Below are 14476 nucleotides of genomic sequence, written 5' to 3'. Positions count from 1 at the left end.
TTAACTCCTTGATGATAAACAACATAAAAACCCAACACAATGTACATTATCAACAAATTGATTCATATAAAAATCATCGTCTTGCTGCTCATATCGGCCACATTTCCAGCATTTTCTCAGCAATCCGATTTTTCAAATGCAAAAGTCTTTTTCCCAAATCCTGACAGTGCAATCCTGAAACGCAGTCCGGAAATTCTTAGATCTGAAATTGAAAAAAGAACAGATATCAGACTTGAATTTCTGGATAAAAAACCATCAAGTCTATCCAATTTGCTCATCATCGGATTGGAAAAAGATATCATTCCAATTGTTCCGCCGCCTCTCCAGACCAAACTTTCGAGCCTATCAAAGATCCGTCCGGAAGGTTATAAAATAATAGTAGATACTGATTCCAAATTAGTGATTATAGCCGCTACTGACGCCCGAGGAATTTTGTATGGTATCGGTTATCTTTTGAGAAAAGCGGAAATGTCGAGTAAGCAAATTTTGGTTAATTCCGGGGCAGCGATATCGAGTTCTCCTAAATATCCCATACGCGGTCATCAGCTCGGTTATCGTCCCAAAACGAATGCATATGATGCATTTTCCGTCGCCATGTTTGACCAGTATATTCGCGAACTGGCACTATTTGGAGCAAATACTATTGAAATCCTGCCACCTCGTACGGACGATGATGCGACCAGTATTCATATGAAATTGCCAGCAGCGAAAATGGTAGTCGAGCAATCCCGAATTTGCAAAGAATACGGGTTGGATGTTTCGATATGGTATCCGAATATGGGTAAAGACTATCAAAATACCGATTCTATTGCGAAAGAGTTGAAAGAACGGGAGGTTGTGTTTTCTTCTTTACCCAAACTCAATGCAGTCTTCGTTCCCGCGGGCGATCCTGGTGACCTGGAACCAGATGTCCTTTTCAATTGGCTCAAAAAAGAGGCGGAAGTGCTCCAAAAATATCATCCAAACGCCAGGATATGGGTTTCGCCCCAAGTTTTCAGACCGAGTAAAAAATGGTATGACAACTTTTTCGCACATGTGAACAAACAATATCCGTGGTTTGGGGGTGTGGTCTTCGGCCCATGGGTCAAAATTCCTGTGGATGAGATTCGGAAGCTTGTCAAACCGGGTATCCCTATCCGACACTATCCTGATATTACCCACAATTACAGCTCACAATATCCCGTGCCGCATTGGGATCTGGCCTGGGCGATGACGCTCGGACGCGAGAGTATCAATCCGAGACCGCATGACGAAAAAGCCATTCACAACGCTCTTGATCAATATATGGTTGGAAGCGTCAGCTATTCGGAAGGTACTAATGACGATGTCAATAAGTTCGTCTGGAGCGATCAGGATTGGAATCCAGAAACACCGGTTATCGAAACACTGCTCGATTATGCCCGCTTCTTTATTGGAAACGAATATGCCTCGGCGGTTTCTGCGGGGTTTGTCTCATTAGAAAATAACTGGAAAGGCGAAGTCCTCACCAACGACGGAATCGACAGGACATTTCTGCAATGGAAAGAAATGGAGAAAAATGCTTCCCAAAAGGTACTGCGTAATCCCCGTTTTCAAATGGGTCTGATCAGAGCATATTTTGATTTCTACACACGTCAAAGACTGATCCGTGAAACCGAACTTGAAAGGGAGGCCAGAGCAATACTAGGGAATGTTAAAATCAGAGGAAGTATTTTGACTATGGATGACGCCAGAAAAACACTGGAAAAAGCCTGGGCCGAACCTATCCTTCCTGATATTCAAAGCAAATGTATTGACCTCGCCGACTCACTTTTTAAAAGCATCGGCGCGCAATTGACTATGAAAAAACATGGTGCCATGTCTGGAAGGGGAAATTTCATCGATCTGATTAATATGCCTTTGAATGATTCGCCATGGCTGTTGGATCAAATGGAAAAGATCAGGACTATATCCTCCGAGACCGATCGCCTTGCTGCAATTCACCAAATACTCAACCGCACGGATGCCGGGCCGGGGGGTTATTATGATCATTTCGGGGATCCGGAAAGTTGGTATCGGGTGGTTCAGGGAAAATCCTGGGAGAAAGATCCAGGTAGCTTGTCCTCGCCGAGGGTCAGTTTTGGTGTTGGATTGGTGGGGGAAGAATGGGTGGACGAGATCAAAGCGACTGGATTCAAAGGGCAGGTTACGCCTCGGGTTTGGATGAAACAGGTAAAGACGCTATATGACCAGCCGCTAAAAATACATTACGACGAACTCGACCCAACGGCCAAATATCATGTCCGGATATCATACACCGGGCGGTTCAGATCGAAGATGAAAATGACGACCGACGACGGCCAGACCATTCACGATTTTATTCAAACCGGAGAGCAACCGACTTATGAATTCAAGATTCCGCATGAGGTAACTGCAGACGGGAAAGTCACTTTTATATGGAATTGCGCAGAAGGCGAAAGGGGTTCGCAGGTCACGGAGATATGGCTCATACGACAATAAAAAACAGATTTTCAGATAGATACAATTATGACAATATCCGATAAACTAAAACAAGGCCAGAATATATACGGAACCTGTATCACTTCCACCGGCCCGATGTGGCCGGCCGCCGTGAAGCGAACCGGCGTCGACTTTGTCTTTATTGATACCGAACATATACCGCTAGGCCGGAACGAATTGGCTGCACTTTGCCAGCAATTCCGCGCATTATCCATCGATCCCATCGTACGGATTCCCTCTCCTGATCCTTATCTAGCCTGCCAGGCCATTGACGCCGGTGCTGCCGGTATAGTGGCTCCTTATCTGGAAAGTAAACAGCAAATTATAGACCTGGTTGGTGCGACCAAATTCCGACCATTGAAAGGTGAACTCCTGAAAAAATATATGGAGCAACCGGAATTGCTAACTCCGAAAATGGAGGCATATCTCAACAAATTCAATACCGGCAATATGTGCGTTGCCAACATTGAGAGCGTTCCCGCGGTAGAAAACCTGGAGACACTCCTCTCCGTCCCGGGCTTAGATGCAGTATTCATCGGCCCGCACGATCTGTCTGTTAGTATGGGTCGGCCAGAAGAATATGATCACCCCGAATTTGAAAAAATCGTAACCCATATCATCCGCACCACCCGATCCAAAGGACTCGCCATAGGCATCCATTTCTCCCTCGAGCCAGAGAGACAAATCCACTGGATGAAAGAAGGCGCCAATATTGTAGTTCACAGTTTCGATATCGCACTGTTTGTTCAACGATTGACGGCTGATTTGGAGGTCATTAAGAAGGTTGCGGGGGATTTTGTTGGGAGTGGGGGTGTTGGAGGGATGGTTGTGTGAAATGACGATCAGCGTAAAATGCAACTATTAAGTCTATGTATATTAAAACAGAGTGTGCCTCAATTTTTCAGTTGATTATTGCAACAATGTCCCAATAATCAACTGAAGGCCATCACCTCCCCTCCCACATCATCAAAGCCTCAATAATCTTCGTCAGCTGCTCCACGGGCATGGATTGGATTAGGTAGGCGTGGGGGCCCATGGGGTCTTCTTGCCAGGAGTTGTTTCCGCCTTCGATCACCATTTTTCCGCGGCGGATATTGAAATATGGGCTGGTGCCCCTTGCTGCTACTAGTACTGCTGTTTGGTCCCAGCTCATGCGGCCGTTTTCATCTTGCTTGCTGAGCGGCATCGACATGGCGAATACGTCTTTTACCGGGCTTTTGAGGTTCGCGTTGGCAACTACAGCTAACCCGGTTTTAATATTTGCTCCTATTTCAAATCCGCTGAAAAGTATCGGTGTTGGCCAGTTGTTGAATACTTTTTCTGACGATAGCGAATCTGCCCATACGTTGTACTCGTGGCCTTTTGGAAATCCGCCAGCCATCGATACGAGCTCCTTCACTTTGCGTCGCACAAGATCATGCCCCGAAAGTGTCGATATCTGATCCGGTTTGGAGTCCAGGAGACTGGCGAGATTGGTTAAAAAGCCGATGGTGACGATGGTGACGCTATTGTCGGGCTGTTTTGCTAGTATTTTCCTATATGTTTCTACCGCGTCAGGTGCATCGGAAGTTTTGGTGACTTTATGCGGGTATTTGGCGACGAGCATTTCAGGCCATTTTTGGGTGGCACCGTAGCTAGGACCAACGCCTTTTGGTGCGCCCGTTGGAAGTTCTGGTCTGCCAAAAAAGGTATTCATGATATCAATCACCGGCACTACCAATTCATTTTTATTACTGGCAATGACCGCCAACGGCCTGATTTCTCCCTTATCCGCAAGTGCGTGCATCATCGCCATCGCGCCGACGTCGTCATAATCCGGACCTATATCTGTATCAAGAATCAGGGGAACGCCTTGCGGCAAGCGGGTTTGTGCATGAAGTGTCAGATGTGCCAGAAGAAGAAGCACCAAAGCAGTTACTCTCGTCATATTTCAGTGTTGATGGGGGATCTAATTCAATCTGTGGGCTAGTCCCATCGCAAGACAAAAATACAGAAGAACCTGAATGCTGGTTACATTTCAGGGCATTTTAACATTTTTCTAACGATTCTAGTTTTTCACAGCCTTAAAGCTTCGTTTTTCCAAACCGGATTCTACCTCGATGATATATATCCCTGCTGCATATGCATTTCCTGATAAATCAACCTCATGATTTTGCCACAAGCCGTCTCCTATCGACCGTTCTTCCTTCAATGTTCTTCCTCCATTATCCACCACTCTGATAGAAACCGGAACGCCCGCAAGGGTTTTAAAATCAAAGAAAAACGCTCCGGTCGAGGGGTTAGGGTATGTAAAATCTCCGGCCAATTTTTCAAATGCTACCGCACGAATGGCAGAATATGCATAGGAACCATCCTTATCAACCATTTTCAAACGATAGTACCGATTGTCCGACTTGCCCTTTTGGCTGTCCACAAATTGATATGAGTTTGTCACCTCGCTTTCGCCTTGCGCCGCTATTTCTCCAATTTTCCTGAAACCATTATGATTCAATTCACCATCCGTTTTCGCGACTTCAATTTCAAAATGATTCGCATTTACTTCTCGGGTTGTTTTCCAATTCAGCACCACCTCGTTAATATCCTCAGCATTTTTTTTAGCAATAAAATCAGTCAACTGAACAGGCAGTGGAGGCGCTTGATTCAGATCACCGTTAGCAAACCAGAATTCCGAAAAATTGAGCACTTTAAATTCTGCATAATATCCTTTGTCGAACGGCACCTTTTTTATTCCGGCCTTAAACTGCCAGTTTCCGCCAGTGTTATTAGATATCTCACCATCTTCAAAAGCTGCGTTCGAACTCGAATATTTAGAAATACCCATGGTATATGCAGAATTTGGTTTCCCGCAAGTTGCACACCCAGCCGCATCAAGCAAAGCCTGCATTTCGGAATCCAGAAAATATAACCTGAGTGTAACAGAGTCTGATAGCGTATTATTGGCAGGCTTAATCGTAATCCCGCGATCCAGATAATATTGATCGTTGCTTGTTCGTACGCCTGTGGTATTGATATATACCTGCGTATTGGTAGAACCGAGATTTTGAGTACCGGATTTGACAGAAGCGATCAATTTGTTATTGCTTGTAAAATGCACCCAGTTATTACTTGCCGGAACAGTCTGACTTACGGGACCAGCCAGGGTTGCTTCATCATAAATCGGATTCGGATTGTCGTAAATATGGATGTCATCGATCGCAATTCCTTCATGCGAAACAAACGGATCCGAACTCATGACGAAACGAAGCCGCAGCGTATTGAATCCTGTGGGCAAAGCGGTAGTAGCGACATGCCAGTAGGTATAATCAGCCACCGACCAGGACGGAACACCTGAATATGTTTTGTTATACCAATTTGTACCATTACCCATCGTTCCGAGGAGCGTCCACTCGCCTCCGTCGCCTGAGTATTCCACATAGGCAATATCACAGGCGTCAACATCGCATACTTCCAGATTCAGCGCGATACTGAAACTGAGTGTCGGATTTGAGATTCCTGAAACCGTAATACACGGTGAATACAAATAGGAAAGTTCGGTATTATTGTAGTTTCCCGAAAGATTGGTCTTCCACGCTTTGGAGCCGCTTGCCGCAGTATGTATTACGGAAGAAGCTGGTGTTCCATATTGCCACGAGCTATTTTCTCCACTGCTATGCCAAAAACCATTGTTTGCCTCAAAATCTTGATAATATGGTAATGAAGTAATCGGCGGAGACTGATAAAAGCTTTTGATCAATATATCATTGGCGGGATAGTCGTCCGTAAGGTAATCAACCGTTGCTTTGATGGAATGTGCCCCCGGGTTCGAAAGATTGGCTTTCTGAGTAAAAGAGTAATTGATGGTAGTTTGGGGTAAAATATGCGCGATATTCTCAGTAATCTCGGCATTCCCGTCCACCATCAATTTAATCGGCACATTATAAACGTCATTTGGAGAGCTATTCCTTACTGTTACCTGAACAGTCTCCTGATTGCCATAATTGCAACTCTCCTCCGCTGGCGTGTTGATTGCCAACAATTGAATATCATCCTGTATGGTATACAACTGAATATTGTCAAAAGTATAACCATCTTCGCGGGAATAGTCGGCCGCTACGTTCTCACCAAATTGCCCCCATTTGATCTGAAAACTGGACGTAAAATTCTGCCCATTTTCTGTAAGCAATCTGGAAATTTCGATTGCCTGCGCGTTTTGATATCCGTCTGTACTTAGCAACTGATTTTCATTCAGGTCATAAACAGGTATCCATGATCCTGTATCAGAACCCCTTACCCAAACCCTGTTGGCACTATTGATCGGCTGGCCATGATTTTTATATTTAAAATCCAATCGGATGTCGTGGTTAGCCACCTGGTAGTTCGAGAGATTGTAGGTACCAATCAAATTGTTCGTAACTCCTCCCTGCGTATACTGATCTACATCCAGCGTCATCGCCTTCGTACCGGAGTAAGCAATTCCGGTATTCATAAAACTCCGAATTCTACCGGTTGGCCCACTGGTTATAAAATCATATCTGTCCCCACCAACCAACCCGATACTTGATCCCGAAACACTATGTGCAGCCAAAGATTCAAACCCCTCGTTAAATGGTATACTGACCGCATTATTGGGTAACTGCTTAAACGATTTGCTGAGTACATTGTTCGTCACGACGGGATCGCTGGCCCTTGTAATAATCACTTTTACAACATAACTGCCGACGCCGGAGAAATTATGATTGACCGGAAACGTGTGGTCATATGTTCCCCCACCTGCTATCGTCGGATTGATTGTCTCCGAATATATTACGCTGCTGTTTACTGAATAGTTAATGATAAACGGAGTCGTGGAACTGATATCGTCCAGGTTTTTGATCCGCACCGTTACCGGCTGACTGGCCAGTAATTCGGTTGAGGTTAGTTTTCGGCCATTGGATGCCGGTGATATAATGGCGTCTATTTTCAAATCATTGTTTGATATAGCATCTGCACAAGTTCCGGTATTAGGAATTCTTTTCAGTGCATGTGCTCTTCGTCCGGGTTTTGTATTTACCCTGCATCGTACAGAGACGTAATAGGCACTATCCTTTGACAATCCATTTAAAACATAGCTCGTACCTGCTATAACCTCTTTCGAAACCATTTCCAAACCATTGGAAACCATTACCTCGTAATCTGTCGCGCCTGCCACCACTGCCCATTCAAATGCGAAATATCCTTCACACTGAACAGCCGACTCCACCAATATTGGCTTCTCAATAATTGTAAAAGCTTCGCTCGCAACTTCCGCACCAGTCGAATTCTGGATTACTTTTACCTTTACCTGTCCCGAAACAACCGCCGGGACTGTCCAGCTATATTGCCGTACGCTAGCCACAAGATTCGTCACCAGATTTGTCCAGTTCGCGCCGTTGTCCACCGAATACTGCACGTTGAACGTACTCGTAGTATTTCCAAAAGCATCCCAGCTGATGATAAAAGTTTCGGCTGGTGCAACAGCTTCTCCACCCAATGGATTGGTAAGCGTCAGAGAAACCGGCACTACGTCATAAGTAATGAAATAAGGTTGTCGCGGATTCTGGACGATAGAAGTTCCCTTTACCGAAACAGTATAATTGCCAGCTGCCGGATTATTTATGACCACCTGTTCAATATTGTTAATATGGTCAACGCCGGGAGTTGCTGCCGCATTCACAGTAGTGGGATCCGAGGATAACACCAAGGGCAACACAACACTGCTGGAAGGAGCAGGTGTAGTCACGGTCAGATCCAGGTCATTCACCAAACTCTGGCTCGCCAGAACAGACGCTGCCGGATCGTTCCAGTATAACATTACTTTCAGTTGGGCCGTATTTGCCGGAACCGTGACGTTCATTTGTTGCGTCGTGCCATTGGTAAGCGAATCATTTTTATAAGCATTGGCTTCCAGCATCGTCACCGAGCGCAATAGATTCATCCATCCAAAACCGTACTGATAGTCCGGCCCCACATTGCCCATATCTGTTGCCCCGTTACAAATTAAAGCTTTCATCAATCCGTTTTTTGGATTTTGCCCTGCATTCAATTGCTTGTAACGCTCGTAAAGCAAGGCGAGCCCTCCTGTTACCGCAGGTGAAGACATACTCGTTCCGGAACTAGTTGCGTATTTGTCATCAGGAAGAGTTGATGCCACCGACGATCCCTGCGCCACCATTTCCGGCTTAAGGCGTCCATCTTTTACAGGTCCGCGGCAGGAAGCACTGGAAATCAGGCCGGAAGAACTCGTATTGCCTACGGTAATAATATTCTTCGCCGTCTGATATCCGCCTAATACATTGGAATATCCTGAGGGATATGGACTGCACGGAACCGCGCCGCTATTTCCCGCTGCAAACACATGTTGTAAGCTTGGCATCTGAAAAGCCTGCTGATCCAGGATTTGCGAATACAAGTCATAGGCTCCGAAAGAGGTGCAATTCAAGTCCTCACCGGATCCATAGGAATTATTGGTTAAAACCATCCCATAGTCTCTCACATAAGTCGGGGCGTTTAACCACACCAACGAAAAATATTGCGCCATGACTGTAGCCTTGGGAGCATATCCGGCATATTGTTCTCTCTGGATTCCGGCGCCTGTCACTGTTCCAATCACATGTACTCCGTGAGTTCCTGCCGTTGCTCCCGAATTGTTGATAATTCTCGGATTGAAGTCAACATGACGAATCGGGTTTGCATCGTCGCCAACTCCCACCACTATACCGGACCCTTTCAGATTTCGTCCAGCCCCCAAGTTGTAGTTTAGCAAATTGGCCCGACCATTGGCCCGTGACTTATCATTAATCGGTTTGTCTTCGCCCGGAATCGCCTGAATGTATTGCACGTAGTCTAATTCAGCGACATCCCTAACAGCATCGCGGGGTATGCGCAAAGTCAGAACATGATAATCCTGCAGCTGGCTGGAAACTATTTTATATCCCTTTTTCCCGAACAAGTCTTGGACCTCGTCCCTTGAGTACGCGCTCACATAATTGACCCAAACATCGACCATCCCATCGACCTTTTTGGCATGATCAGGAATAATACCCTGCGCCAGATTTCGTTCAATTTTCAAACCGGCGGCTGGCTCGAAAACTGAAGCTACTTTTGCCTTTATCAGATCTGAAGGATTTAAGGAATTTCTTACTATGGCGGTATACGCACGATTATTGACATACTCCAACAGCGTTATTCCACTTTTTTCGAGCAACATTTTCTCCCGCTCTCCCGGAATATCGTCAAGTTGAATGATCACAAACGCCTTCCGTCCTCCACTTGAAATATCCTTGTTCAGCCTGCTTAGACCGGATTTTGATATATTGGATGGAGGAGAAAAAATGGTTCCTCCGTTGAAGCGTATCAGGTTATCGTTCTTTGTCTGTGCGCATAACGAAATATGGGAAAGAATTAGAATAAACGACAAGTAAAGTTTAGCGCATTTCATCTATTTTAAGATATCGACAGAGAGGAACAAAAGTCAGTTATTTTTCACTTTTAAATGACGATGACGAAACCTTGTATATGTTTGTAATCACAAGTACTTTGAGACGAACGCTATGCAAAATGGCAACTTATCACTTATCAAATTTATAGAAATACTTTTATATGTGCCAAAACATTTGAGAACTTTGCCAGCGCCTGAATAAGGAGTTACTTGGCTTGATACTTTATTAATAAATTTTACAACCGAGAATACGCGACCCATGAATCTATATGGCCTGATTGGCTACCCACTCACACATTCTTTTTCAAAAAGATATTTTACAGATAAGTTTAAAAGGGAAAATATCAAGGAGAGCAGCTATGAACTATTTGAAATGGAAGATCTCACGATACTGCCGGATCTGCTCGCAAGTAAAGAGCACCTTAAAGGCTTGAACGTCACCATTCCCCATAAAAAGAATGTCATTCCTTTTCTAAACGATCTGGACGATGCGTCCGCAGAGCGAATCGGAGCGGTGAATACGATCAAGATTTATGCGGATGGATCAACCAAAGGTTTCAATACGGACTACTATGGTTTTTATCAGTCACTTGTAGAGTGGCTTGACAAACGCGGAGAAGTCTGTTCGAATTTCAAGGCGCTGGTTTTGGGGAATGGCGGTGCGGCGAAGGCTGTGCAAGTTGCCCTCAAAGACCTGCATGTGGAATACACGCTGGTTTCCAGACAACCGTCGGACGAATCTCTGTTTTATACCGACCTGACGGAGGAAATATTAAAAGACCATCTGTTGATTATCAACACAACACCACTGGGGACTTTTCCCAACGTGGACGATTGTCCTGATATCCCCTTTCAGTGGGTGACAAGTGCACATTATCTATATGATCTGGTGTACAATCCGGCTGAAACAACTTTCCTGAAAAATGGTGTAGAAAAAGGGGCGGCCACCCAAAACGGATTGAAAATGCTTGAACTTCAGGCCGAAAAAGCCTGGGATATATGGACGTCGGAAGATGGAATGTGGAGCGTCTAGTTTCTGGAATAGTAAGTCCAGGTATCTTTTTCAATAATCTCTGATTTTATCAAAATGCCAGCCGGAGCGGGAGCCTTTTTGCCTGCGAAAAGTCTGCCGCTTCCCTGGCATCTCCGTATTTCGTCCCACTGCCCGGATTGAATAAAGGCATTTAAAACAGTACTTCCGCCTTCTACCAGTATTGAGCCGATTTTCAACTCAAAAAGGCGGCTTAGCAACTCCGGAATCTCATCGATGGCGGGCTTGATTTTTGCGAAAGCGATACGATCGGCAGGCCCATATCTCAGCAATTGGCCATCAATCGGCACAGCGTCTTCTTTGTAGTTTACGATTAGCGTAGGCTGCGTTTTGTCCATAACATTCCATAAAGATGGAATCAGCAGATTTCTGTCCAAAACAACCCGGACAGGATTTATACCCTGCCAGTTTCGAACATTCAACTTCGGATTGTCGGAAATGGCAGTATTGAATCCCACAAGAATGGCGTCTTCCTCCGACCGCCATTTGTGAACGAGCATATTCGATTTCTCCCCGCTGATACTTACTGGCTCACCGTTGGTTGTCCCTAAGAATCCGTCTCTGGTTTCGGCCCATTTGAGAATGACATAAGGGCGCTTCTCTGTCATATTCGTAAAAAACCGTTTGTTCAGCTCAAGTCCTTCCTGCTCCAACATACCCGTAACCACCTCAATTCCAGCTTTTTGCAATTTGTCGATCCCCCGATGCGATACCAATGGATTTGGGTCATCGTTGCATATCACAACGCACTTTAATTGCTTTTCAATCAGCAGATCAGCACAGGGCGGAGTCTTTCCAAAATGCGAACAAGGCTCGAGTGTCACATATGCAGTTGATTCGGACAACAGGTGCTGATTATTTCTGCTAAAAACGTCTTCAATAGCGCGCACTTCTGCATGAGGCCCACCATAATTCCGATGCCATCCTTCGCCGATAACATCTTCGTTATGAACGATAACACACCCAACCATCGGGTTCGGGCTTACTGTCCCCCGGCCGTATGCAGCCAGTTGAAGGGCCCTTCTCATCCAGTTTATATCTGTCTCCATATTACAAAAATAAGAACATGCTTGCATTCTCAACTTTCCTGAGTTCTTATTATTTGCTAACTTTCCGACATTGGTTTAAAACTCGTTAAAAATGACTTCGGCTAGACAGTTATATCTTTATATATTAAAAGGCATACAAGTATATCCTGAAAAAGAGGCCCAGGCCATCGCATTTATGCTCCTTGAGCACTATATGCGAATCAGAAATATCGATGTTCTGGTCGACAGACCGATTGCAGATAACAACGCGCAACCTGATTGGAGTTCGATTATTGAACGTTTGAACAACAACGAACCCGTTCAGCATATCATAGGTTCCACCGAATTTTGCGGGTTGGAATTCCGAGTTTCTTCATCCGTCCTAATTCCGAGACCTGAGACCGAAGAGTTGGTACAGATGGTAACGAGGGACTATGCCGAGCCGGACAAAAACATTGAAATACTGGATATAGGTACCGGAAGCGGCTGTATTGCTATTGTTTTAGCAAGATTTCTTCCGCATGTTTCTGTGCATGCCTGGGATGTATCCGATGAAGCGCTTGAAGTGGCCCGTGAGAATGCCCGTCAGCTGATCGCAGACGTACATTTCGCAAAACAGGATATGCTGAACGTAACGTTTCCGTTACCCGGAAATACGCAGCAGTTCGATTGCATTGTAAGTAACCCTCCTTACGTAACCTATTCTGAACAGGAGCATATGCGCCCGAATGTGTTGCGTTTTGAGCCGCATCAGGCACTTTTTGTGGAGGATAACGATCCGCTTCTTTTCTATAAAGCCATCGCAGATTTTGGTAAGCACCACTTGAAAAAAGGAGGAAAATGTTATGTCGAAATCAACGAACATTTTGGCGAAGAAACCAAGGCCGTATTTACAGAAAGAGGATATATAAAAACCGAAATACTCCGAGATATCAACGGAAAAGACCGTTTCGTAAGAGCTATACACCCCTAGTTAGCGCCAGATAAATGATGAAATAAAGAAGCCAAAGACTTTAAGTCACGAAGTATATTATCAATTTAATATCTGACCTTGGAGTCTTTGTGGCAAAATAAACCTAACGCTATCAGTTCTTAAAATACAAAAGGGGATTCGCAGTATATTGAGCTGATCGAATTGCCCTAAAACTAATCTCACATGTATTTAGAAAAAATCAAGGAAGCACTGGACGAGATGGGCAAAGTGGTGGTGGGCCAGGAAAAGCTTCTGAACAGATTATTGATTGGCTTGTTTACGGGGGGACATGTGTTGCTGGAAGGTGTGCCAGGCCTCGCTAAAACCTTGACGATCAATACACTTGCTAAAGTTTTGGATCTGGGGTTCCATAGAATTCAATTTACGCCCGACTTGCTGCCTGCAGATTTAATTGGGACGATGATATATAAGCCTAAAATCGGTGATTATGAAGTAAAAAAAGGACCGATTTTCTCCAATATCATATTGGCTGACGAAGTAAACCGCTCTCCGGCAAAAGTACAATCCGCGCTGTTGGAGGCCATGCAGGAAAGACAGGTTACAATAGGAGATCAAACATTTCCTTTGGACAAACCTTTTATCGTTTTAGCTACCCAGAATCCGGTGGAGCAGGAAGGGACATATCCGCTTCCTGAGGCTCAGATCGACCGTTTTATGATGAAAGTCTATGTCGATTACCTGGATAGGCAGGAAGAACTGGAGGTTATGAGACGGATGTCGGACATTGGTCATGAGCACCATATCAGGCCGATTCTCAATAAGGAGCACATCTTCGCAATCCGGGAAAAGATCAATAATGTCAATATATCGGACACGCTGGAACGATATATCATCGAGCTCGTTTTCGCGACCCGTCGTCCGCTTGAATATGGTTTAAGAGAAGAAGCAAGGTATATCCAGTTTGGTGTTTCTCCGCGCGCGACGATATATCTGAACAGAGCCGCTAAAGCACTTGCTTTCCTGGAAGGACGCGACTATGTTCTGCCGGAGGACATCAAGGAATTAGCGCCTGATATCATGAGTCACAGGATATTGCTCAACTACGAAGCGGAAGCGGATGGAGTTCGTACGCTATCGATTATTGACTCTATTTTGAGGAAAATAGCGATTGGGTAAGGGCTTTGGGTCGGAGGTTGTCAATTCTTGTAAAGGATTGTCGGGGACGAGAAGTCAATGGTGATCATTTTCGAATATTTCTTCGACAAGTTGAACCCTGAAATTTTTGACATTAATCATGGAACCGGGTCGTGGCCGTGGCCGCCCCAGGGATGACAACTGGCCAGACGTTTCAAACCCAACCAGCCCCCCTTAAAAACGCCATACTTTTGGATTGCCTCAATCATGTACTGTGAGCAGGTTGGAGTATACCTGCAGGAATTAGGAAAGTAAGGTGAAAGTATGCCCTGATATAGCCTCACAAGCCCGATTAGTAATTTTTTCATTCCTGTCTCACCTAAATTATTATCTTTGATCATTACAATTAACACCAT

Annotated in this window: 9 protein-coding genes; 5 read left to right on the top strand and 4 right to left on the bottom strand. The window is 45.0% G+C overall.

The genetic code is table 11. The features are described from left to right. Positions 1-39 precede the first annotated feature (39 nt). Together AC1XUD_RS20510 and AC1XUD_RS20505 are read left to right on the top strand one after the other, a co-directional pair. A complete protein-coding gene (locus AC1XUD_RS20510) occupies positions 40-2478 on the top strand; it encodes a hypothetical protein (RefSeq protein ID WP_483362893.1) in 2439 nt (812 codons plus the stop codon). Between the two features lie 27 nt (positions 2479-2505). Beyond that, a complete protein-coding gene (locus AC1XUD_RS20505; protein WP_483362892.1) occupies positions 2506-3312 on the top strand; it encodes an HpcH/HpaI aldolase family protein in 807 nt (268 codons plus the stop codon). Positions 3313-3424: 112 nt separating this feature from the next. Here the strand turns inward: AC1XUD_RS20505 and AC1XUD_RS20500 are convergent, their stop codons facing one another. Together AC1XUD_RS20500 and AC1XUD_RS20495 are read right to left on the bottom strand one after the other, a co-directional pair. Beyond that, complete coding sequence (locus tag AC1XUD_RS20500; protein ID WP_483362891.1) at positions 3425-4405, bottom strand: nucleoside hydrolase; 981 nt, start codon at positions 4403-4405, stop codon at positions 3425-3427. 120 nt (positions 4406-4525) lie between these two features. Beyond that, complete coding sequence (locus tag AC1XUD_RS20495) at positions 4526-9913, bottom strand: S8 family serine peptidase (protein WP_483362890.1); 5388 nt, start codon at positions 9911-9913, stop codon at positions 4526-4528. A gap of 259 nt (positions 9914-10172) precedes the next feature. Here AC1XUD_RS20495 and AC1XUD_RS20490 point away from each other — a divergent pair, with 259 nt between their 5' ends. Beyond that, on the top strand, positions 10173-10946 hold the full coding sequence (locus AC1XUD_RS20490) for a shikimate dehydrogenase family protein (protein WP_483362889.1): 774 nt from the start codon (positions 10173-10175) through the stop codon (positions 10944-10946). Here the strand turns inward: AC1XUD_RS20490 and ribD are convergent. Further along, positions 10943-12013, bottom strand: coding sequence for a bifunctional diaminohydroxyphosphoribosylaminopyrimidine deaminase/5-amino-6-(5-phosphoribosylamino)uracil reductase RibD (gene ribD / locus AC1XUD_RS20485; RefSeq protein WP_483362888.1), 1071 nt, complete (start codon positions 12011-12013; stop codon positions 10943-10945). The genes AC1XUD_RS20490 and ribD overlap by 4 nt on opposite strands. Before the next feature lie 91 nt (positions 12014-12104). Here ribD and prmC point away from each other — a divergent pair, with 91 nt between their 5' ends. Together prmC and AC1XUD_RS20475 are read left to right on the top strand one after the other, a co-directional pair. Continuing rightward, entirely contained in the window at positions 12105-12965 is an 861-nt protein-coding gene (prmC, locus tag AC1XUD_RS20480) for a peptide chain release factor N(5)-glutamine methyltransferase (RefSeq protein WP_483362887.1), read from the top strand. A 183-nt stretch (positions 12966-13148) separates the two neighbouring features. Next, on the top strand, positions 13149-14102 hold the full coding sequence (locus AC1XUD_RS20475) for an AAA family ATPase (RefSeq protein ID WP_483362886.1): 954 nt from the start codon (positions 13149-13151) through the stop codon (positions 14100-14102). A gap of 116 nt (positions 14103-14218) precedes the next feature. Here AC1XUD_RS20475 and yidD read toward each other — a convergent pair whose 3' ends face one another. Further along, positions 14219-14428, bottom strand: coding sequence for a membrane protein insertion efficiency factor YidD (gene yidD, locus AC1XUD_RS20470; protein WP_483362885.1), 210 nt, complete (start codon positions 14426-14428; stop codon positions 14219-14221). Positions 14429-14476 lie beyond the last annotated feature (48 nt).

Source organism: Dyadobacter sp. HNCC25DJ184 (assembly GCF_056895215.1).
This window is presented reverse-complemented; position numbering and strand designations above follow the sequence as displayed.